Source organism: Candidatus Binatia bacterium (genome assembly GCA_029248525.1).
Classification (GTDB): Bacteria; Desulfobacterota; Binatia; order UBA12015; family UBA12015; genus UBA12015.
Genome location: JAQWJE010000002.1, coordinates 38,843 through 60,248, shown reverse-complemented (window position 1 = coordinate 60,248; position 21,406 = coordinate 38,843). Strand labels below are relative to the sequence as shown.

At 60.5% G+C, this 21,406-nt stretch carries 23 protein-coding genes; 10 read left to right on the top strand and 13 right to left on the bottom strand.

Annotated elements, in window-relative coordinates; translation table 11 throughout:
• Positions 1-33 precede the first annotated feature (33 nt).
• From P8K07_00275 to P8K07_00260, 4 genes are all read right to left on the bottom strand, one after another.
• Positions 34-1,125, bottom strand: a complete 1,092-nt coding sequence (locus P8K07_00275) for a TIGR03857 family LLM class F420-dependent oxidoreductase (GenBank protein ID MDG1956955.1) — start codon at positions 1,123-1,125, stop codon at positions 34-36.
• Positions 1,122-1,841, bottom strand: coding sequence for a Coq4 family protein (locus P8K07_00270; GenBank protein ID MDG1956954.1), 720 nt, complete (start codon positions 1,839-1,841; stop codon positions 1,122-1,124). Before P8K07_00270 ends, P8K07_00275 begins: the two co-directional genes overlap by 4 nt.
• 3 nt (positions 1,842-1,844) lie before the next feature.
• Positions 1,845-4,235, bottom strand: coding sequence for a hypothetical protein (locus P8K07_00265; GenBank protein MDG1956953.1), 2,391 nt, complete (start codon positions 4,233-4,235; stop codon positions 1,845-1,847).
• Between the two features lie 63 nt (positions 4,236-4,298).
• Positions 4,299-5,771: an NAD(P)/FAD-dependent oxidoreductase gene (locus P8K07_00260; protein ID MDG1956952.1), complete on the bottom strand. Its 1,473-nt coding sequence runs from the start codon at positions 5,769-5,771 to the stop codon at positions 4,299-4,301.
• 164 nt (positions 5,772-5,935) lie between these two features.
• Between P8K07_00260 and P8K07_00255 the strand changes: the two genes are divergently transcribed.
• Positions 5,936-6,388, top strand: coding sequence for a hypothetical protein (locus P8K07_00255; protein MDG1956951.1), 453 nt, complete (start codon positions 5,936-5,938; stop codon positions 6,386-6,388).
• On the top strand, positions 6,385-7,257 hold the full coding sequence (locus P8K07_00250; GenBank protein ID MDG1956950.1) for an NAD-dependent epimerase/dehydratase family protein: 873 nt from the start codon (positions 6,385-6,387) through the stop codon (positions 7,255-7,257). Before P8K07_00255 ends, P8K07_00250 begins: the two co-directional genes overlap by 4 nt.
• A gap of 49 nt (positions 7,258-7,306) precedes the next feature.
• Here the strand turns inward: P8K07_00250 and P8K07_00245 are convergent, their stop codons facing one another.
• Positions 7,307-8,194 carry an alpha/beta hydrolase gene (locus tag P8K07_00245; GenBank protein MDG1956949.1) on the bottom strand — a complete coding sequence of 296 codons (888 nt, stop codon included), beginning with the start codon at positions 8,192-8,194 and terminating at the stop codon, positions 7,307-7,309.
• A 174-nt stretch (positions 8,195-8,368) separates the two neighbouring features.
• Between P8K07_00245 and P8K07_00240 the strand changes: the two genes are divergently transcribed.
• Together P8K07_00240 and P8K07_00235 are read left to right on the top strand one after the other, a co-directional pair.
• Positions 8,369-9,598, top strand: a complete 1,230-nt coding sequence (locus P8K07_00240; protein ID MDG1956948.1) for an MBL fold metallo-hydrolase — start codon at positions 8,369-8,371, stop codon at positions 9,596-9,598.
• On the top strand, positions 9,598-9,807 hold the full coding sequence (locus P8K07_00235; protein MDG1956947.1) for a TIGR02450 family Trp-rich protein: 210 nt from the start codon (positions 9,598-9,600) through the stop codon (positions 9,805-9,807). The genes P8K07_00240 and P8K07_00235 overlap by 1 nt, the downstream gene beginning before the upstream one ends.
• A 4-nt stretch (positions 9,808-9,811) precedes the next feature.
• Here P8K07_00235 and P8K07_00230 read toward each other — a convergent pair whose 3' ends face one another.
• From P8K07_00230 to P8K07_00220, 3 genes are all read right to left on the bottom strand, one after another.
• Positions 9,812-10,849 carry a Gfo/Idh/MocA family oxidoreductase gene (locus tag P8K07_00230; GenBank protein ID MDG1956946.1) on the bottom strand — a complete coding sequence of 346 codons (1,038 nt, stop codon included), beginning with the start codon at positions 10,847-10,849 and terminating at the stop codon, positions 9,812-9,814.
• 81 nt (positions 10,850-10,930) lie between these two features.
• Entirely contained in the window at positions 10,931-12,043 is a 1,113-nt protein-coding gene (locus P8K07_00225; protein ID MDG1956945.1) for a hypothetical protein, read from the bottom strand.
• A 70-nt stretch (positions 12,044-12,113) separates the two neighbouring features.
• Positions 12,114-14,543: a hypothetical protein gene (locus tag P8K07_00220; GenBank protein MDG1956944.1), complete on the bottom strand. Its 2,430-nt coding sequence runs from the start codon at positions 14,541-14,543 to the stop codon at positions 12,114-12,116.
• On the opposite strand from P8K07_00220, the gene P8K07_00215 reads away from it, so the two are divergent.
• Entirely contained in the window at positions 14,542-14,736 is a 195-nt protein-coding gene (locus P8K07_00215; protein MDG1956943.1) for a hypothetical protein, read from the top strand. The genes P8K07_00220 and P8K07_00215 overlap by 2 nt on opposite strands.
• 121 nt (positions 14,737-14,857) lie before the next feature.
• Here the strand turns inward: P8K07_00215 and P8K07_00210 are convergent, their stop codons facing one another.
• The gene (locus tag P8K07_00210) at positions 14,858-15,604 is read right to left on the bottom strand and encodes a gamma-glutamyl-gamma-aminobutyrate hydrolase family protein (protein MDG1956942.1); all 747 of its coding nucleotides are present in this window, start codon (positions 15,602-15,604) and stop codon (positions 14,858-14,860) included.
• Positions 15,605-15,748: 144 nt separating this feature from the next.
• Here P8K07_00210 and P8K07_00205 point away from each other — a divergent pair, with 144 nt between their 5' ends.
• The 3 genes from P8K07_00205 to P8K07_00195 are packed head-to-tail and all read left to right on the top strand — an operon-like array spanning position 15,749 to position 18,509.
• Positions 15,749-16,780 carry an iron ABC transporter permease gene (locus P8K07_00205; protein ID MDG1956941.1) on the top strand — a complete coding sequence of 344 codons (1,032 nt, stop codon included), beginning with the start codon at positions 15,749-15,751 and terminating at the stop codon, positions 16,778-16,780.
• A complete protein-coding gene (locus P8K07_00200; GenBank protein MDG1956940.1) occupies positions 16,777-17,544 on the top strand; it encodes an ABC transporter ATP-binding protein in 768 nt (255 codons plus the stop codon). The genes P8K07_00205 and P8K07_00200 overlap by 4 nt, the downstream gene beginning before the upstream one ends.
• Positions 17,544-18,509 (top strand): ABC transporter substrate-binding protein, encoded by a 966-nt coding sequence (locus tag P8K07_00195; protein MDG1956939.1) that lies wholly within the window; start codon positions 17,544-17,546, stop codon positions 18,507-18,509. Before P8K07_00200 ends, P8K07_00195 begins: the two co-directional genes overlap by 1 nt.
• Before the next feature lie 28 nt (positions 18,510-18,537).
• Here the strand turns inward: P8K07_00195 and P8K07_00190 are convergent, their stop codons facing one another.
• Complete coding sequence (locus P8K07_00190) at positions 18,538-18,834, bottom strand: hypothetical protein (GenBank protein MDG1956938.1); 297 nt, start codon at positions 18,832-18,834, stop codon at positions 18,538-18,540.
• A 57-nt stretch (positions 18,835-18,891) separates the two neighbouring features.
• Positions 18,892-19,107, bottom strand: a complete 216-nt coding sequence (locus P8K07_00185) for a Trm112 family protein (GenBank protein ID MDG1956937.1) — start codon at positions 19,105-19,107, stop codon at positions 18,892-18,894.
• 191 nt (positions 19,108-19,298) lie between these two features.
• Here P8K07_00185 and rpmB point away from each other — a divergent pair, with 191 nt between their 5' ends.
• Together rpmB and rpsR are read left to right on the top strand one after the other, a co-directional pair.
• Complete coding sequence (gene rpmB / locus P8K07_00180; GenBank protein MDG1956936.1) at positions 19,299-19,553, top strand: 50S ribosomal protein L28; 255 nt, start codon at positions 19,299-19,301, stop codon at positions 19,551-19,553.
• Positions 19,554-19,586: 33 nt separating this feature from the next.
• Entirely contained in the window at positions 19,587-19,856 is a 270-nt protein-coding gene (rpsR, locus tag P8K07_00175) for a 30S ribosomal protein S18 (GenBank protein MDG1956935.1), read from the top strand.
• A gap of 104 nt (positions 19,857-19,960) precedes the next feature.
• Here rpsR and P8K07_00170 read toward each other — a convergent pair whose 3' ends face one another.
• The gene (locus P8K07_00170) at positions 19,961-20,398 is read right to left on the bottom strand and encodes a dCMP deaminase family protein (protein ID MDG1956934.1); all 438 of its coding nucleotides are present in this window, start codon (positions 20,396-20,398) and stop codon (positions 19,961-19,963) included.
• Positions 20,399-20,467: 69 nt separating this feature from the next.
• Positions 20,468-21,097: an outer membrane beta-barrel protein gene (locus P8K07_00165; GenBank protein MDG1956933.1), complete on the bottom strand. Its 630-nt coding sequence runs from the start codon at positions 21,095-21,097 to the stop codon at positions 20,468-20,470.
• Positions 21,098-21,406: the final 309 nt, after the last annotated feature.

Here is a 21,406-nt window from a genome sequence, read left to right as displayed (position 1 = left end):
CGAGGTCGCACCGAGCGGAGTTGATTCGAGAAGCTATTTGCTGGACGCAGCCGGATTGGCAGGCAGGTGGTCAAAGCGGCCATCCCCGGGTCGGGAAGCGCGATAGGCTTCGACCACCGGTACAAGCTCTGCGGGGGAGCATCCGTGGAGAATGACACCGTCGCAGCCGAGATCGAATTGACCCCGGATCTTCTCCACGCATTGATCCGGACTGCCCGTGGCTGCGGCTTCGAGCCATTCGTCAGGAATCAATTCGGCCACTCGTTCCAGATCCGACGTGGTGGCAGAGGCGTCCAGCGCGCCCGCGAACCCGCTGACGAATTCATTTTCGCGAAAACGTTTCAAAATCGCCGGGTCCCAACGGTTGGTTTTGACCAGAAGGTCCCCGTAACCCTGTAGATACGTCCCGAGGCGACCGATGGTTTTTTTCAATCGAAGTTCTTCGGGCAGGTGGTCGCCGACGGTCGCAAAGCAGGACCAGACACGAACCGACGCCGGGTCGCGGCCGGCCTCGGCCGCCGCATCCTTGATCGTCCGGACGCAACGGGCTGTCGTCTCATCGCTGAAGAAAGTGTGCAGGACGACAGCGTCGAAGGCGCGTCCCCCCAGGCGCAGGGAGGGGTCCGCGAATGCGGTCATCGTCAGGGGGATATCGTCATGATAATCCGGGCCCATGGCGAGCAGCGGGAATTGGCCCGCCGGCCCATCATGCGCAAACACGACGTCCCCTTTCCAGATACGCCGCATCAGATCGGCGAAGTCTTCCATCTGAGCGGTTTTGATCGCCGGCAGACCGAAAGCGTCGAAGATCGGCTTGATGCCGCGGCCAAGCCCGAGGGAAAACCGGCCTCCGGTAAGTCGGTGCATGGTCATCGCGAACGCCGCGGTCACCATGGGGTGGCGGGTGTTCTGGTTGGTTGCTGCGGTGGCGATGCCGAGGTTGGTGGAAACCGCTCCGACGGCCCCCGAGAGAGTGGCCGCTTCCTTCACGTTGAAACGCTCCGAAATAAAAACCGAGCCCATGCCGAGGTCTTCCCCGACCCGGATCTCGTCAATCAGTTCGCGTGGGCTCTCGGGCGCACCCGCCAAAGTGTAAAAACCCAATTCATTCATTTGTGGTTTCATGCCGGTAGACTCCGTTGTTGCGTGCTGAAGGCCGCTTGTGAACCGATCACTTCGATGCCGAGGTCGCGGCGAACTTCGGCAAGGGGTTGGTCCCATCGTTCTTCCCAGAAAACTCCCAGGATCGGCTTGGCCTCGGCGCCGCAATTCCACGCGGCACGGGTCTCGTTCCGCAAGGTGTTCCAGCGCCCCTCCAAAACCATATGCTTGAGAGAGCCGAGGCTGATCACGATCAGCGAGTAGGGAAAACCGGTCTGCGCGATGCTGAAGCAATGCACCAGGACTTCTTCATGGCCCTGTGTGCCGAGGCCGAGCAGGACATGCCATAGATCGTGGCATTGGCGGATGCGTCGCATCAGATACGATTCGTCGGCCCCATCGGTAAACGGTGTTCCCTGCGCCAAACCGGCAAGGCTGATGGACTGGTCGTCGAGGAAGCGAGCAAATTCGCGGCCGAGCGAGTCGTCGGGGAGGGCCCGTAGGGTGTCGAGGTTGGTTTCCGAAAATTCCGGTCTTTGTGCCCAGAGGCGACGGCCCTCATCGGAATCGAAGATGCCCTCGCTGAGCCAGTAGCGTAATTGTTGCTGTGAGGTGATCTCCTCGGCAACCACAATCTCATCCGTGTCTGTCGAATCGCGCACGACACGATAGACGGCCGTGGCCACGCGGAGGGCCATGGTTGGCGAAATACGACCGAGATGGATGGGTGCAGAAGGCATATTCTAAATCCCGGGGGTCGGGACACGGCGAAACGCAGCAATCCCCAGCGCATAGATCACAAAGCCGATAATCATGACGGCATTGAATCCGTAGGTCATGCTGAGCAGTGTGGCGAGGACCGATGCCATGACGGAGAAGAACCCGTTGATGGCCCAGCACCATGCCACGTATTGCTCTCCGTGTTCAGTGGTCTCCGACACTGATCGGAGTCCGAGCGGCATAAAGGCACCCAGACATAGTCCCAGCGGCGTGAGGCTGAGGATGGTGATGATCACGCGAGTCGGAAAGCTCCACGCCATGCCGACGTCAGCGACCCACGGAAGGACAACTTCGTAGAACGCAATCAGTCCGGCCAACGTAATCAGCAATACAGTGAAGGCCTGATTCCTGCGGGTAGCGTAGCGCTCGCTGAGGAGACTTCCGATTCCTGTCGAGACCAGAAGCGCAAAGAGGGTCACGGTCAGGGAGTAAGTCGGGTATCCGAGGAAAAGAGTCAGTCTCTGGATCAGGCAGATCTCAATGAACATGAATCCCAAGCCCAACGCGGCGAAGTAGATTCCGGAGTTCCATTTGTAGGGAATTTCACTCCAGATCTTGCGCAGGAATACGAGGGGCAGGAGGAGAAAAAGCGCCGCGAAGCAGATTGCCAGAAGCAGGAAGGTGATCAAGAGTCGCTCGCCGACACCTTCTTCAACATTCCACGCTCCGGCCCGATCCGATCCGAATAGAGCTTCGGGCAGACCGACGAAATGCCAGAAGAAAGGCGAATCATCGGTGATGGGGCGCACCTTGTAGGGGAAATTTGTGTAGAAGGTCTCGAGTTCATCCGGAGTTCCCAGGATGACTGTGGTCACAGGCGAATCGGGCACCGGTGTGCTCCATACGAAGCTGACGCGAGCGCCCTCGACATCCGAGGTGCTTGAGCGGAACGTCGCAATATCGGCTTCGGTGAAGGGCGATTTCTTGATCAGGATGGTGGTGGTTTCGAGCCGCCCATATCCCGGCGATACGCCTACCATCACGTGTCGTTCGAAGTTGCGAATCCCCAGTTCGGCGAGCGCCAGCCGGGCGGTCCCCAAATAGCGAATGGTACGATTCGGATTCTCGTCAAAGTCGAGTTCTCCGAACTGAGCACAAAGAATGCCGTCTTTGGTGAGATGCTCGACCGCATCTTCGACCATTTCCTTGGTATATAGATAGCTCTCGGACAGAACGAAGGCGCCGGAAGTGGCGGCGTTCATGGCGGCGTAGCTGTCGGGGGCTACCAACCAGATCAGGTCGTAGTTCTCCTCGGATCCCTTGAGGAAAGCTCGGCCCTCCGCATTGACGACCGTCACCTTTTCATTGGTAGTGAGGTTGCCGGTGAATTCGGCAAATTCATTTTCGAGCAGCGAGACCGTCACCGGATTGAGTTCGATCCCGGTGATTTTGCGGGCGCCGAAATGTAGTCCGGCGAGGATTTCATTGCCTCCGGCGGAACCGACAATGGCGATGTTGGGGCCGGGCGGGAGCAGCCGGAATGGGTGGGCGCGATCCATGGTATCGTAGCGCCCAAGTGCGTCCATATCGCCATTCCATTCGGTCATCGAAGAACCGATGGTGCCGTCATGGTAAAGAATCTGCTGCCGTGGCTCTCCGAAGAAAAATGGAACCACATCGACCCGAAATACCGGGTCCCATTGGGTAAAGGCGCTTCCTGTCGCTTCTCCGCCCTTGACCTTGTCGCGGATAGGATCCGGCAGCGAATTCGGCAGAATGACACCTGCGAGAAGTATGACGGTGGCCACCAGAGAGAGATTCCGCCAGAATCCAGAAATTTCCCGCGCCAACCGGGCCCCGGCAATCGCGAAGAAAAGGCCTGCCAGAAAGACGACGCCGGGCGGGGTGAGCAGGGTGAGGGCGGGAATCACGATTGCGGCGCCGAGAGCGGCACCCAGCAGATCCACAAAATAGAGTCGTGCGATCTTCTCGGTTTGCGTGGCAAAGATTATGGATAGTGCGACGCCGGCCGCGAGGAAGGGAATATAGAGGGACAAGAGGACCAGGGAGAGTTTCGCGAGCGTCCATAGCGGCGTGCGCAGGGCCCCCTGAGAGAAGCCCATCATCATTTGGAAGAGATTGAGAGGCATCAGCGCGACCAGCAGGTAGCTGGCGAGGACCGAGACCGCTGCCACCGCGCAACTCATCAAAATGATCCGCTCCGGGGCCGTTCGGCGGAGTCGGTCGGAGATGGCTACGAAAACCCCTCCGGAGCCAAGGCCCAGCAGGGAAACTCCGATGATCAGATAGGTGAAGTAGTAGACGAGCTTGTAGGAAAAAACGCGAGTGTAGCTCACCTCGAGCAAGATGACCGCCAATGCGATCAGGAATGTCTCAGGGTAAAATCGCCGCATGGTCGAAGTGTAGCGCAGTCGAGAGTATTTTCCGATTGCTTGCCGGCTCCGTCTCGATTCGAGCTATTCGGAGTGCCCTGAGGTCTCGAATTCGTCGAGGCTGAGCTTCTCGTGGAACTCGACGTAGGTCTTGAAATTGCCCGGAAAGAGGAATGGCGCTTGGCCTGCGGCGTTCTGGTAGTAGCTGTTGCAGTTGGAGGAACCCCAGGAGTAGAGCCCGAATTGGGTGCGCATCCAGTCGTTATACTCTTCATGCGCTTCCCGCTTGACCTCGAGGCTGCGCAGGTCCTCGGCTTGCTTGGCGCCAAGCAAGGTCACGATACTGGCGACATTGCGCTCGACGGTCGTAAAGTAGGGGACATTGAGGACCAGACCGTTGGGCCCGACTGCGAAAAAGTAATTGGGAAAACCCGGGGCAGCGATGCCCTTATGGGACTCGGGTGCGACTGCCATCACGTCGGCCAGGGACTTTTCTTCCTTGCCGAGGACTTCGATCCGATCAAAATCGAGAATCCGGTAGCCGGTGCAATAGATGATCACGTCGGCATCGATGGTTCGGCCGTTGGCTGTGGTGATGCCCTCGGGAGTCACGCTGGCGAGGCCGGCTGGAATCAACTCGACGTGGTCCTCCATCAGTGCCGGGTAGAAACCATCCGACACGAGACCGCGCTTGCAAGCGTAGCTGCTGCTCGGCGTCAGAGCTTCCCGTAGTTCAGGGTCCGAGATGGCAGTGTCGATAAATTTTTTCGCCCGATCTTCGAAATTCTTCATCATGGGGTCGCCGTTGGTCGCGGCTTTATGGACAAAGCCCATCATGATGCCCTGAATTTTTTGCGTGGCTCGAATCAGCAAGGGAAGACGACGGTTCCATGCCCGTCTGGATTCGGAATAGGGTTTGCTCCCGCGAGGCATGATCCAGTTCGGGGTGCGCTGCAGGACGGTGAGGTGTCCGGCAACCTTCGCGACCTCCGGCACAATCTGCACCGCACTGGCGGCCGAGCCAACGATCACGACTTTTTTCCCCTTGAGGTCCACGTCATGATTCCACTCGGTGGCGTGCCAGGTATCTCCGGCGAAGGTCTCCTTGCCGGGGACGTCGGGGTAGAGTGCGGTATGCTGATTCCCCATTGCATTGATCACGATGTCGAAGGTCCATGATTCGCCCGCATCGCTGGTGAGCGACCAGACGGCCTCGTTTTCCTCAAAAGCGGCCCGAACAATGCGCGTGTTCAGCTGGATATGAGGGTCGAGACCGAACTCGGTGGCACAGGTCTGGAGGTAGCTCTCGATCTCGGGTTGGTCGGCAAAGCTCGAGGTCCAGTTCGGGTTGGGGCGGTAGGAGAATGTATAGGAATGCGCCCAGACGTCGCAGGCCAGCCCCGGGTAGGTGTGCAAATGCCAGGTCCCGCCGGGAGCGGCCGCTTTTTCGAAGATACGAAAATTGGTGAAGCCTTGCGCCAGAAGTTCGTGCCCGGCGGCGATGCCCGCGGGACCAGCCCCGATAACAGCGATTCTCAGAGATTCTTTGGATTGCATGGTGGACCGGCCCTCTTGGTTTCGGTGAACATGAGTCTTCCCATCTAGTAAAGCAGATGGACCAAATTTGCACAGCCCCGGTCGTCCCTCCGCAACACGGAAATATCACCCGAATTCGGGCCATCTCGCGGGAATTGGGTTAGTATTCTTCCCATGCTCGTCTGGTGGCAAATCTTGGCTTCGGGGAGTCGTGCGGGATGCTGACTCTCTTGTTGGGGGTGCAGGTGGTGACGACCTTGTTTCTGGTCGGATTGATCTGGACCATCCAATCCGTCTCTTATCCCTTGTTCGCGTCGGTGCCAGCCTCGGGAGCCGCGGCTTACCATGCGGAACATATGCGGCGGATCACCCCTCTGGTCGCGCCTCCGATGTTCCTCGAAGTGTTTTGCGCCGGACTCCTCCTCCTTGTTTACCCGGGTTTTCTCCCCTGGCTGGGTGCCTTGCTCCTGCTCATCATCTGGATGTCCACGGTCTTTCTGCAGATGCCGGCCCATGGCGAACTCGCCGAGAAATTCGACCCAAAGGTGGCGCAGCGGCTGGTGCAGTCCAACTGGTTACGCACGATTGCCTGGACCATGCGCGGCGTGGTCGCCGTGGCTATGTTTTTCCGCCTATGAAGAATCTCGAGAAAAATTCGGGCCGGGTCGTGATCATTGGCGCGGGGTGGATCGGCGGCGCTGCGGCAGCCTCTCTGGTGGAAGAGGGCTACGCGGTCGTTGCGACGACGCGCACCGGTCGCCCGCGTGGTGAGCCTCTCCGACCTTCGGCGACGTACAAGGCCTTTGATTTGGCCAGGGATGGGGTCGCGGCGCTTGCAGAGTTGATCGAGGGGGCACACGCAGTGATCGTCTCCTGGGCTCCGGGCGGGCCCGACGCCGATCGTCGCGGGCTTTATCTCGGTGGGGCCGAAGTGGTTGCGCAAGCCTGTGCGCTCGCACCTCCCGCGCGTCTGATTTACACATCTTCGACGTCGGCTCTGCCGGATCAACTCAATCAACTCGAGGAGCTCGATGAAGATTGTGCCGAGTGGCCGACTTCGGAGCGGGGGCGACTACAACGAGACGCCGAAGAGGTGATTCTCACCGGGGCGGCCAGAGCCAATGTTCCCGTGGCGGTGCTGCGCCTTGCCGGTCTGTATGGGCCGGGCCGAGAGCTCGGCCGGATCTATCGGCGGGACCCCGAAGCGGTGATTCCCGGCAGTGGTTGCGCCCCGACCAATCTGGTCCACCGAGACGATGTCCTCCAGGCGATTCGAGCTGCGCTGGAACTTCCGGCAGCATGGTCGGGGGTCATCCATGTTTGTGCGGATGACCATCGTACCCGGCGTGAAATTTTTGCCGAGGTCGCTCGCCACGAGGGACGCCCAGCACCTGTTTGGGAGCTCCCGCCCGAGCCCGTTTCCGGGAAGTCGGTCGGGAACCGTGGGTTGCGCGAGGTTCTGGGGGTCAGCTTGATCCACCCGGATCACGACATCGGAGTGGGTTGAGCACCGGACCGACAGCGCGGCCGGTCGCCTCCGCTGCGACCCTTCGCAATCAGGCTTTGGCGCGGGCGGCTGCGCGACAGATGCCGTCGATAATCTGTGGCCAGAGTGGCCGCGGCATATCGTGCCCCATGCCCTCGAGCGTCAGGAATTCAGAGCCCGAGATGGCTTCATGGGTGGCCTGGCCCGAGGCGATCGGGATCAAGGGGTCCTTGTCGCCATGGATGACGACTGTCGGTACTGTCAGTTTTTGCAGGCGTTCGGTGCGGTCGCCATGGGCGGCGACCGCGGCAAGCTGTCGGGCTGTGCCGGTCGGATGGAAAGCACGGTCGTAGCCGCGCGCGGCGCGTGCTGCGAGAAACTCGTCGGTCGGTGGAAAGTCAGGCGAGCCGATCACACGATCGCGACGAATCGCTTCCGTGATAAACTCGTCCCGAGTCTCGGGCGGAGGTGTGGCCAGAACGGCCGCCGCGTCGGGCGTCGGCCCGGGCAGGCCGGGGCGCCCCGTGGTCGACATGATCGAGGTCAGGCTGCGCGTGACATCAGGGTGGTTGATGGCCATGGCTTGGGCAATCATGCCACCCATCGACCCGCCGGCGATATGGGCCCTTTCGATGCCCAATCCGCGGAGGAGACCCACGCAGTCGTCGGCCATATCGTCCAGTGTGTAGGCCGAATCGACCGGAAGCCCGGCCATGCCGTCGAGAAAGACCTTGGCGACATCGGGGACACCGGCCTCATCGAACCAGGTGGACAGCCCGACATCGCGGTTGTCGAAGCGGATGACATGGAAGCCTCGCGACGCCAATCCGTTACAAAAATCGTTTTCCCAGAGGATCATCTGGCCGCCGAGCCCCATGATCAAAAGGATGGTTTCGTCGTTTTTGTCGCCGAAGGTATCGTATTCGAGACTGACCGCACCAAGGTTCATTTTTGCCATTTTCATCGCTCCTTCGTGGGCGGCGATCCTTCGTGGCTGCCGCGTTGGGTTTTGCCTACCATGTGCTCTGCGAATTTACCGCTCGGGTCTTCCGCCGAGGCGTTCTGGCGCGAAAAGCCCTTCCGGACTTGCGAATCGGTGTCCGGAACAGGAGGGAAAGACTTGGTGATCCGAATGTTACGCCCTCCCTTTCCCCACGCATCTGGCTCGACAGCCATGTGGCTTCTTTTGCTGATGGTGACGTCGTGCGCGACGTCGTGCGCCACTTGGCGATCCATGGGAGCAGCGCCCTCGGGCGAGCGCCTGGCTCGCATGCAGGAATCTCCGCAATTCGATCCGAAGGAGAAAGTTTTCGTCAATGAGCTGCGACACTCCCCAAGCGATGTCGGTTCGGTAGCGTTGGCGGCTCTTACCAATCAGGCACCAACGCGCCCCGACTCCGAACTGCCGCGCGACGAGACTTTGTCGCAACGCTTGCGCCGTCCCGCCGGGAACGATCTTGCGGTGAGCTTGATCGGCCATTCGACCGTGCTGATCGAGCTCGACGGTCGCCGCGTGCTTACGGACCCGATTTTTTCCGAACGCGCTTCGCCCTTCAGTTGGGTGGGGCCGGAGCGGTTCGTCGCGCCGGGCGTTTCGCTCGAAGAGTTGCCCGACCTCGACGCGGTACTGATTTCCCACGATCATTACGACCACCTGGACATGGCATCGATTCGCGCGCTCAACCGGCCCGGGCTGCGATTCTTCGTGCCGCTTGGGGTAGGAGCGCATCTCGAACTTTGGGGTATCCCGCCAGACCAGATCGAGGAGATGGACTGGTGGGAGGAGCGGGATTACCGGGGGCTCAAAATTGCCTGTGTTCCTTCGCGACATTTCTCCGGCAGGGGACTGTTCAACCGAAATGAGACTCTATGGTCGGGCTGGGTCGTGCAAGGTGGTCAGGAGAGCGTCTATTTCAGCGGGGATACTTCGATGGGGCCGCATTTTCTGGAGATCGGGGAGCGCTATGGCCCCTTCGATATCGCGATGCTGGAGATCGCGGCCTACAACCAGAGATGGACGGACTCCCATCTGGGCCCCGAGCAGGCAGCGCAGGCTTTTCGTATGTCCCGCGGTCGTCTGATGGTGCCGATTCACTGGGGCACCTTTTCGCTTGCACTGCATGGTTGGACCGAACCGGTGGAACGCATACAGCGAGCGGCAGATGCTGACGATATTCATCTGGTCATCCCGAAGACCGGAGAAACCGTCCGTGCGGATTCGCCACGAACCGTGGGCGCCTGGTGGCCCGCGCTGGCCTGGCAAGGAGCGGCCGAGGCGCCGATCATTTCCTCGAATCTGCCGATCATGATCCAGCCCCCACCCTTGCAGCCCCGCGTGCGTGCACGAACCGAGGCACCTTGATGTCGGTTCACCCCAAAAAACTACAGGGCAGTAAATGGACGGCGTGCGAGCCACAAAACAAGGAGAAGCATTTTGTGGTGGTCCGGACCTTGCCGCGCGAGGGGCCTGCGGTCACGGCCGTCCTCGAAGCGGTCGTCACGGGTGCGGAGTATGAGGTCCCATGGCGCGATTTGCGAGATCCGGCAGTGTGGAAGGCCGGTTGGCAATAGTCGATCAGACGGCCTGCGCGTTTTCCAGCACTTCGGTCGCCCGCAACCCATCGTTCTGGTCGACGGGAAAGGCCGTCTTCTCCGTCAAATGATGCAGGAAGACTTCCAGTTCGCGAGCGTAGGAGGGGCCGAACCGCGCAACGAATTCCGGCGCGCCGGATGCCGTCGGGGGTAGCGGAAAGATCTGCTTTTGCGGGGCGCGGTCGCGCCCGAATGCCTCCGCAAGAACCTCACGGTCATTCTGGTGAAATTCGCCCACGTGGACCATGCCTTCCTCTCCATAGACCCAAGTTTCGCAGCGATAGCCAGCGACATGATTGCGACTGACCTGAATCTGCCCGATCGCCCCTTCGCCGAGTTGGAACTGGAGCAAGGCATCGTCGAAATCTTCGTCGACATTCGTCAGGGCATGGCTGTAGATACGGCTGCCGGTATGGCGAATATGAGATGGTTTTTGTCCGGAAAGCCAAAGGAGTTCGTCGACGTTATGGATGGCCATATCCCGCAGAAGTCCGGGGGTCTGGTAGCCAGTGGGCATCAGATTTGAGTCTTCGAGGATCGAGACAAATTTGAAGGGACGGCCGATGCGCCCTTGGTCGATCATGGATTTCGCCCACTGCAGAGGTGCATCAAAGCGTCGCTGAAAAGCGAGCATCAGAGCTTCCGGGTGGTGGGCATTGAGGAAATGAGTGAACTCGCGGTCGCCGGCCGGAGAATCTGTCAGAGGTTTCTCCAGCAGGACGCGACAGCCGGATTCGACCAGGGCTTTGGCATTGGAATAATGGCTCGCCGTGGTGGAGCCCACAATCGCCCCGGCAATCGTCATCTCCTCCAGAAGTTGGTGGACCGACGGGAAGCTGCGAACGGGTGCGCCCTGTTGTTCGGAGAGGGCACGGGCTGCGGCCTCGCGGCGCTCTTCGCGTGGCTCCACGATGGCGGCCAGTGCCACGGGTGCGCCGCTGACCGCCATCGCCAGACAATTTCGGGCATGGACCTCGCCGATTCGGCCGAAGCCGATGATGGCTATGGGTAAGGTTGGCACGGGGGCGTCTCGGGGTAAGTTTCGGGGTAAGTTTCGGGTGATTTTCGGGCGAGTTTCGGGGGCGCGTCTCGGGCCTGCAGCTCAGCGCTGCGGGTCGCTCTGGTAGATCGCGATTTCGGGAAAGGCGTTTTCTTCGAGGTAGCTGAGGTAACGAGTGTCCTGGCGCAGATAGGTCTGGAAGAAGGCAACGCCATAGTGGTTCAGTAGCTCCCACACTTCCGTGGCTTCGAGAAATTCGAAAGTGCTGCCGTCGGCGAATCGCTCCCCCTCGCCGCAACCATCGGCGTTGCCGATGCCGAGGCCCGTATAGCATGAGATGGTCGGGCTGAAGTGTCCGGCATCCGGGAGTTCGGCCAGAAATTTCGGTCCCTTCGTTGTGGCATAGGTGTTTCGGATGCGCGCGTTGCCGTCGAGTCCGATGGTTTTGTCCTCGCTGGCCAGAAGAAGAAACGTAGGCGTGTCGTAGTCCTCGGAGATCGGAGCGGTCAGGACCTGAGGGAGCACGGCGACGATGCGGTCATCCCGGTCTGCGGCCGTCACCACCGTGAAGGCGCCAAACGACATCCCCGAGGCGCCAACGCCAACGGTCGTGTCGATCCACTCGTGAAACAAGGCCTCGGGATCATCGTTCGTACGCAACATCTCGTCGAGTAAAAAGATCACGTCGATGGGGCGATCAATGCTGAGTCCGCTCGGTGAACCGGAGTTGTCGAAGTAGGTGTTCCCCTCGTGGTCGGGTGAGGCCACGATGAACCCATGGCTTGCCAGGTGTTCCATTTGGTCGCCGTTTTGAAAGTTGATCCCGTTGTTGCCGTGCGAGAATAGAATCAGCGGGAAGGGCCCGTCCATCGCCAACTCGGCGTCCCTCACGGCACGCAGGGTCAGCGTGGAACTCGCGGCGAGAAAGGCCAGATCTTCCGGCAGGTAGCTCTCGGCCGAGGCGGGCTCGGCATCACGAGCTGCCTCGTTGGCCGGGTACCAGACATTGGTGAGAAGGGTTCGATCGCGGCTTTCATCGAAGAAGACCACTTCCGTGATACCGATCGGGTAGGGCCCGAGCACACCCGGGTCAAGCACGGGGCCGTTCCCCTGGTTGTCGCTGTCGGCGCAGCCAGCGACGAGTAGCAGCGGCAGAACGAAAACAGTCAGAGATTTCTGTAGAATTGACTTCTGTGGCGTTCGGAGATCGATCATTCTCCTACGCTAACAGTAAAACAGCCTCGCCGGTAAGGCGAGGCTGTTTTGGCGAAAGCGAAGGTCGGTCCTATTTTTTGCAGCTCATTCCGCGTGGGCCGTTGCCGCAAGAATCCATTTCCGCTTGCCGGTCGATATCCCCGGTGGCGATGCGGATTTTCAGCGGGCCGCTCAGATTCACCAGTTCGCTGTTGTCCAGTCGGCCCTGCTCGATATAGACCTTGTAATCGCCGGACTGCGAGGATTTGCTCACCGCCGGGACGAATCGAACGCGTGGTTTCTCGTAGATGTCGATGATCTTTCGGCAATTGATTATGCCTTTCCCGCGTGGGGACATGGTGCAGTCGCCCTTCTCGAAGAGATTGATCTTCTCCAGCCCCGATCCCGTCGTTATCTTGATATAAAGCCCGGTTTCGGAGGTATCGATGACATCGAAAAGTCCAAACCCTCCAAGCCCGGTCTGGACCAGGCCCTTGGCGCGGAAGTAACCGGGTTTGTCGCCACCACGGCGAATCAGAGCCCTGCTCAGCTCGAATCTCGAGTCCTCGGGATCGCAGAGATCGGGGATGCCATCGTCGTCAAGGTCGGGCCCATCCGGGCAGCGGCAGAGTCCGAGAGTGCATTGATCATTTTCCGTGCCGATGGTTTCATCGTCGCAGACCGTCTCGTCATCCACCCATTCATCTTCGGGGCACTCCGCGTTGAGGCCGTCGCAGCTCTCTTCGATATCGCATGCGGCATCGATGCCGGTGATGATCTCGCGGCAGACAACGTCGCTACCTTTGACCTCGTCGGTCGGGCACGCGGCCGCGCTGCCTGTGCAATTCTCGACGATATCGCATTCGCCGCCACTGCCGCGGCATTCGGTCGCGCTGTCGGCAAAGGCATCGGCGGGACAACTCGCACTGCTTCCGGTGCAGGTTTCGGCGACGTCGCAAATATCGCTTTTTGCGCGGCACGTGGTCGCGCTGTTCTTGAATCCGTCGGCCGGGCAGCTTTTGGCTGCGCCGTCGCATGTCTCGGCCACATCACAGATGTCGGCCACGTCGCGGCAGGTAGCGCTGCTGTCAGCGACTGCATCCGCCGGGCAACTCGCGCTGCTTCCGGTGCAGGTTTCAGCGACGTCACAAACATCGCTTTTTGCGCGGCAGGTCGTCGTGCTGTCCTGAAATCCGTCAGCAGGACAGCTGATGCTCGTGCCGTCACAGGTCTCGGCTACATCGCAGACGTCCGCGGCGTTGCGGCAGGTGGTGCCGCTTGTGGCGACAGCGTTCGCAGGACAGGTCCCGGAGCTGCCGGTGCAGAATTCTTCCGCATCGCAGAGGTCGGCGCTGTTGCGGCACGAGGTTGCACTGCTGGCAAAGGTATCCGCGGGGCAATTGGCGCTGCTGCCCGAGCAGAACTCTTCGGCATCACAGATGCCCGAAGCCGATCGGCAACTGGTGGAACTGTTGACGAAAGTATCGGCCCCGCAGGTCGGCGAAGTCCCATCGCAGGTCTCGGCGATGTCGCATTGGCCATTCGAGGCCCGACAAGTCGTGCCCGAAGTGGCCAGAAGATCCGCCGGGCATGTCGCGCTATTTCCGGAGCAGGTCTCGGCGATATCGCATGCGCCGCCGCTGTCGCGGCAGGTCGTTGCTGCACTCGCAAAGGTGCACGAGGATGTGCAGCAGCTTCCGAGTTGTCCGTTGGCGCTACCAAGGTCGCAGGATTCGCTGCCGGTGGGGGAACCGTCACCGCAGACATCCGGGATGTTTACGGTGATCGTCACGAAGTGTCCGTCCTCGCTCCGGTTACGGTTGCCCACGCCGCCGTAATCGTCGGCGCTGGCACCGCTCAGACCGATGTTGGCACCGCCGCGCACGGCACACTCGTTGCCTGCGTACCAGCGCTTGCCGTCAGATTTACATCGGCTGTTCCAGGAAAAATTGAGTTGGTAGGCCTGCGGTGATCCATTGCCGTTGCCGGCAATTACCATGGTGTTGCTGCTGTCGAAGGTAACGTTCTTGCTGCTGCCGGTGTTCCCGATATCCCCGGGATTTCCTCCGTTGAGCGACCCGGATTGCACGCTGCCTCCGGTTTGGCTGGCGTTCATTTGGTCCACGTACGCCTTGGCCCGGTAACCATTGTCGTCGACGGTGGTCAGCGCGCCCTTCCAGCGGGTTTGTACCGTTATGGTGTAGCCAGCCGGGGCCGTTACCGAGAAGTTGATTTTGTAGGACGAGTTCATGGAGACTTCACGGTCTTTGTTCCAAGTGCCGGTGTCGGCAGCAAGTCCCCATTCGTAGCGGACATCGATGCTGGTATCGGTATTGTTGCTGCTGATCCCCGAGGTCCGTTTTCCGTCGGGAGACCACGAATAGCCGTAGCTCTTGTCCCCGCTGGATTGGTTCGTGACCGAGACGCCGCTGACCTGCGCCCGGGCTGCCGGGCTCCAGAGAAACGCAGTGAGAAGGAGGGTGGCGGTCACGGCGAGTCGAGAGGGTCGGAAAGTTCTCATGGATCAACTCCAGTTTGTCGGGGCCTTTATTCGTATCGGCTCAATTGGAAGTAGAATGTGGCAGGACGCCGCCGCGATCATAGCGCGCTTGCCAATGCGGGTGCAATCAAAATGCAAGGCGGGCAGCAAGTTCTGGAAATTGGACGCGAACGCGGGAGCAGAAAAATTTTTCGCAACGATTTTTGCTGATTGACGCGGCGTGTTAACCGTCCCGTGGCCAAGCGGAGAAGTTTTGCGAGCCGGCGAATGTGATTGCCGGCGGTGTGCCGCGGAAGCCGCTTATGATTTCGTCGCGGGGTTGGTTGGCCGGCGCGCTAGCTTGTGGGCAGAACCCGGCCGCGCTCGGTTGGATCGAAAATTCGCAGCAGATCGGAGAAGGTCTTTTGCGCCAGATCTTGCGTCCGCGCAATCTGGCGCGTGGTTTCTTCCAGGATTCTCTCGGGGCAAAGATCATTTTCGAGATCGGCAATTTCACCGAGCAGATCGGGAATGCGCAGCCAGCGCTCGATCATGGGCTGGTCCACCTCAAGATGAAACTGCAAACCGTAGATCCGATCGCCGAACCGAAATGCCTGATTCTCGCACTCGTCGCCGCGTGCCAGAAGTGTTGCGCCGCTGGGCAGAGAAAACGTATCGCTATGCCATTGGAAGATTCGTTCCGTCTCCCGGAAATGTCGGAGGAGCACGTCCTGACGTCCAGCTTCGGTCAGCGAGATATCCGACCAGCCTATTTCTTTTTGTCGAGCCGGGCCGACATTGGCTCCCAATTCTGCGGCAATGATCTGCGCGCCAAGGCAGATGCCCAGGACGGGAATCTGCAGCTCCAAAGCGCGGCGCACCAGCGCCTTTTCAGTGTGGATATGGGGATGGGTGTCGGCCTGGCCGACATTCATTGGCCCCCCCAGCAGGATCAGGCCGGCGTAGCCCTCCAGATTCGGCTGCTCGTCCGGATTGCGGCCGAAATTTACGTAGCGAACCCGAAATCCCTGCGCCCGGACCATGGGATCCAGCGTACCCAGAAGTTCATGGGCGACGTGTTGGCAGACGAGTAGTTTTCGCATGGAAATGCAGCCCCCGCGGGCTGAGCATCACTCTGAAGTATTTTCCTTTCCAATTCCATCGTCTTTCGGAAACATCGGAGCATCTGGACGCCCACAGGTGGTAAAGGTTAAGGAAGCCGGGAGGGCTCCTTTGAGGAAAAGCTGATGGCCGAAACATATGCAGAAGAATCGTTTCGGAAAGAGACCAGAGGCGGAGGCTTCTTCTGGGCGGGATTGCTCGGGCTACTGGTTTTGGGGAGCATTCTGGGTCTGCTGGTTGGTGATGGCGACCTCGGAGACCCGGCCCTGCGCGATGCGTTCCTGCGATTGCGGGCCTGGCGGTTGGGGAATACCGTTCTGACCGGTGCGGCGCTGGCGGTTGGCGGGGTCCTTGTGCAGGGCCTCTTTCGAAACCCTCTGGCGAGTCCCTCGATCATCGGGACAACCGCCGGCGCCAGCCTCGGCGGGATCGCAGTTCTGCTGCTTTGGGACCTTCTCCTGATGGGCGGGGCGGTGGCCTGGCTTCCGCGCGAATTGGTTGTCCCCGCCGGTTGTCTTCTGGGCGCGCTGCTCGCTCTGGTCCTCCTCTTGTTTGTGGCGCGCCGCAATCCGGGCATCGTCGCGGTTCTCCTGACCGGCTTTATTCTTTCGAGCTTCTTTCTCAGCATCGCGGGGCTTCTCTCGAGCTTTGCGCAGGAGCGTTGGGAACTCGGCCGCGCCGTTGTGGCCTTCAGTCTCGGGGGGATCGAGTCCAAGGGGGCCCGGCATTTCGCGCTGGCTCTGCCGATGGTGGGGGTGGCGTTCGGCGCGGCCCTCGGTTGGGCCCGGCACCTAGACCTTCTCTTGTCGGGCGAAGAGGAAGCCGCGTCCTTGGGCGTCCCGGTTCGTCAGGTTCGCCGGTGGGCGATCGTCTGGACCGCGACCCTGACAGGCGCGGCGGTGGCCATCGGGGGTAATATCGGTTTTGTCGGATTGGTCGTTCCTCATGCGCTGCGGCCTTTTGTCGGGACCGAGCACCGGAAGCTGATCCCGGCGGCCCTGGTGGGAGGGGCCACCTTTCTGGTTTGGGCTGATGTTCTCGCGCGGTCCCTGCCGGGGATCAGCCAGATTCCCCTGGGCGTGGTCACGGGGTTGATTGGTGCGCCGGTGTTTCTGGTCTTGTTGGCGCGGAGCTATCGCGCCGGGGAGGTCCTGTGACTTCGGGGCTGTCGGTGCGCGGCCTTTCGGCCGGTTACTCGCGGGACGCGAATGTCGTCGACGAGGTTGCGTTCGAGGCGCCTCGCGGTCGAGTAACGGCTCTGCTGGGCCCGAATGGCGCGGGCAAAAGTACCCTGCTCAAGGCTGTCCTCGGTTTATTGCCCAGCACCGGTGCGGTCCTGCTCGACGGAGATTCCGTGGCCGATTGGCCCGCCGGACTGCGGGCGCAGCGGATCGCCTACGTGCCACAGCAGTCGCTGCTCACCGCAAGGCTGTCGGTGCGGTCGGTGGTGGGGATGGGCCGGTTTGCGCGAGAAAGAGTTTGGTCGTCGCGTGGGAAAGAGGATCGCGACGCGATTCAAAAGGCTCTGGACCAAGCCAATGTCGCCCATCTGGCCGAGCGTGCCTTCCCCGAGATCTCGGGTGGTGAACGGCAACGAGTTCTTCTGGCGCGTGCGTTGGCGACAGGCGCACGGACCTTGTTGCTGGATGAACCGACCAGTTCGCTGGACGTGCGTCAGGTGCTGTCGCTCCACGCTGTCGTGCGCGAGTTGGCGCAGCAGGAATTCTGTTTGCTGCTCGTTCTGCATGATCTGGATGAAGCACGGAAACATGCTGACCGTGGCGTTCTGCTGGAGGCCGGTCGGGTGCACCTGGAGGGGCCGATTGCGGAAGTGGTTCATGCCGATCCGATTCGTCGTGTCTATGGCGTCGAAGTTCATGAGGGGGGCGGGTTGGGTTTTTCCCTCCCGGAAGAGATTTGATGCGCACCGAGCTCGCCAATCTTGGAGCGCTACTGGTTTGTCTGGCGGTTGGCGTGTCCGCTGCGCTGAATATCGCCCCCGAAGCTCCTTTGCGAGTGTTCCCGCTTGTCGGGCACGAGGCCGGATCGCCAACCGTGGAGTGGACTACGGATGCCCGCGGGGTCGCGGTCCCGATCGCAGACTATCGGAGGATCGTCTCTCTGAATCCGGTCGCCGACCACCTCCTGCTGCGAATGATCCGGCCGGAACGTTTGGTGGGAGTCACCGCCCATACCGCACGGGACCACCCCGAGGGTTGGCGTTTCGGGGCCCGCGCTCAGGTCGGAACCTCGCGCGATATCGAGCAAGTTCTGAGTTTGCAGCCGGACCTGGTGATCGCCTCCCGGTTCTCGGAAGAGGCGTATATGGCGCGACTGCGAGAGGCGGGCGTTGTTGTTTTCGATCTCGGAGACACGCGAAATGCCGAGACGACGGTCGCGAATATGGAAGCATTGGGAGCCTTGTTGGGGGAGTCCTCGCGTGCCGAGAAATTGTCGGCCTCCTACCGACGCGAACTTGCAGCGCTGACGCGGGCGGCAGCCCGCGGGGCGACATTCTCGGGGATGTATCTGACGAATGTCGGTGAGAGTTGGTTCGGCGGCACGCAAGGCTCAAGCTATGGCGACTTGCTGCGACTATCGGGCATCGAGGATCTGGCCGCGGCGCACGGCTACCGGGATTGGCCGCAATTCTCTCGGGAACAGATTCTCAGCCTGTCGCCCCCGCTGGTCGTCACGCGGGTGGGTGGCCGTGATGCGCTCTGCGGCGACCCGGTTTTGTCAGCAGTTCCGGCATGCGCGCCTGCTGGACGGGTGATCGAAATGCCGAGCGGCTATGATAGCGATCCGGGTCTGGGCCTGGTGCAGGCAATCGCCACTCTGCAATCGCTGCTGCGCCAAGAGGACTCGACCGAAAGGGACCCCTAGTCGAAGGTGGTGGCTTCCAGCCGGCTAATCAGTCGCTGGAGGGAAGCGCTTTGGCTTCCTTGAGACCCATGGGTTCGCCACCGCAACGCAAGTCACAGGCTCCCGGTTTGCTCACCAGAACTTCGACGGATTCGTCGGCAGATTTGTAGCGCTTGCCCAGTTGGACCTGAGCTTCACCGGGGTTTGTTCCTGCCGGAAATTCCGCCCCGGAATCTTTCTGGAGCAGGAGTGTACCGCCGTCGCTCAAGTCGGCATCGCCGCCTTTGGTCACGATGATCTGAACTCCGCTGGGTCCGACGTAAATTTTTCCGAGCTGTGCAGGCATGCCTTTGATCTCCTCTTGCAAGCGTCGACGGGCGACACCGGGGTCTTTTGCCGGGGGTCAGTTCCCCTGTGGCGCGGTTGCCATCAGCGCCTTGGCGGCCGATTCGTCGAGACGCTCGGCTTCGTCGACCAGCATGACCGGGATATCGTCTTCGATCCGGTACTTCAGACGGGACTCCGGGCAGAACAAGAAGCCCTCGTCGGCGAAATAAACGAGTGCCTGTTTGGATTCCGGGCATACCAGAATGTCGAGAAGTTCCTGACTTAGGGCCATGATCTGCTGATCTCCTCCGTAAAAACGGTCTGTTCGGCTCTAGAAGACCCATGCGGGCGATGCAAGCCGGAGGGCCCGTGGTGCCCGCCAATCCAGAGGTTTCCGGGTTGGCCCGGGTCAGGGTTGAGGCATCTGAAAGCGCGTGTTAATTCCACCCGTTCCTCACGTATTTTCTGGAGAGATTCGAGATCATGGCCAAGTGTCAACTTACAGGTAAGCAGCGTCTTGTGGGCAATAATGTCTCGCACGCGAATAATAAGACCAAACGGGTGCAGAAGGCGAACATCCAATGGAAGCGCCTCTGGGTGCCGGAAGAGGAGAAATTCGTCCGTCTTCAGGTGTCTGCCCGAGCGATGCGCACGGTAACCCGAATGGGTCTGTATGCGTTCATCAAGAAAAACGGTCTGCGATACAAGGACTTCGGGCTGGTGGGCCCGGCGAACTAGGCCCCCTCAACCCGGCCTCCGGAAAAGCGAAGCATGGAAAATTCATACCACAGCAGAGACAGAGATCGTGACAGCGACGGGGATAGCCGCGGAGGCGGTTTCCGCAGGCGTTCCAAGCCCCGGCCGCCCAAGGATCTGAAATTCGACTTCAAGGATGCCGAGACGCTGAAATCGTTCGTCTCGGAAAGCGGCAAGATTGTTCCTCGCCGTGTGAGTCGTTTGAGCGCCGAGCAGCAGCGTCAGTTGACCCGAGCGGTCAAGCGCGCCCGCCAAGCCTCGATCATGCCCTTCTCGCGGGGCTGATTCCTCCCACCAGAGCCCGTCCCGCCCATGATTTGCAGGGCAGGGCGTTTCGCCACGGGAAGCCAATCCGGTGGCTTGGAAGGCTCGGCCAGGGCCTGCTGTTCTCACGCAGGTCGTATCGTGAGACCAGCCTCACGAATCATGTCGGTCGAGATTTCGAAGTCGTCGGCCCACCGGTCCGGAATTTCGCAACTGGCGGGGTAGATGATCTCGTCCACGCCACTCTGAATCAGAGATCGGGCGCAGCGGGTGCAAGGCGGCCACGTCACGTAGGCCGAGCAACCTTTCAGGCTGACGCCGATCCGGGCGGCGTGCATGATGGCATTCTCTTCGGCGTGGCAGATCAAAGGGTACTTCTGCTCGCGGTCCTTGAGACGTTCTTCGTTGTCCTCGATGCCGCGAGGGAATCCATTGAATCCGGTCGAGCGAATTTCTCGATCCTGACCGACGACCACGCAGCCGACCTGGGTTGAAGGGTCTTTGCTCCAGCCAGCGATATGCCTGGCGAGCTCGAGAAATCGCAGGTCCCACTTGGTACTCATGCAAAGGTGGGTATCAGCCCCCGGTGAGCGCCGCAAAAGCGCCCCCGGGGGGTGTCCCGGTGTGGATTCTCAGAACGCGTAGCGAAAGCCGGTGTTCAGGACGACCATATTGAGATTCTGATTGGTCTCAAAAGAACCCCCTTCGGGAAGAAGCCCACCCACTTCGATATGCCAGCCCCAATTCTTGTGGAGCATGATGTCGACGCCAGCGGCGATCCGGCCGACGAAGTTATAGTTGGTCTCCGAGACCCGAATGTTCCCCAGATGTTCCTGGAGGTTGGCCGCCTGGAATCCGATGCCTCCCAGAACGTAAGGCTGGACCCAATCCAGAGGCAAAATTGCCTTTATATTGAAGGTGGTTGCTGTGGTGCGGATGGCGTTGCGGAGCGTCGCGTTGGACCCGATACTTCCCTTGGCACGGAAGCGGTTGATGAAATCCACGTTGGCTTCGGCCGCGAGGAAGCGATTGAACCGGTAGCCGCCACGGGCGTTGAATCCCATCCCGGAGTGCCAATTCCCGTCATTGTCGCCGATATTGTCGCCAAAGCTCGGCCAGGCATGCGAGATCCCGATGCCCAGATAGCCGCCCGCCCGGTTGTGATCGACTGCCGTGGTTTCATGGTTGTCGGCGAGAACTGGCGTCGCTCCGAGGAGAACCGCGATCGCGACCAGCACCATCTGTCGATAAAAAACCTTCATTGATCTTCCTTCATTTCGCAGGACGGTCCCACCTGCGGAGCAGCAGGTCAAGCGCGGGGAACCGGCGCCGCGGCCGTTTCAAAGGCGAGGCCTTGGCTGCGAATCTGCTGGGGGGCCGGTCTACGGGTAGCTAATTTTCCCAAGTCTTTTCAGTTATTTGAAGGGTGCCCTGTGTGCCGTCGTGCGGGTTGCGGAGCCACCGTTCGAGTGGTCGGGGCGGACCGTTCGGGCACCCGAAGCGGGTGTTCGGAGGCGTTCTCCCGCAAACTTGCTGGAAACGCGTTGGTCCCCGGAGGTTTTCAGTCGCAC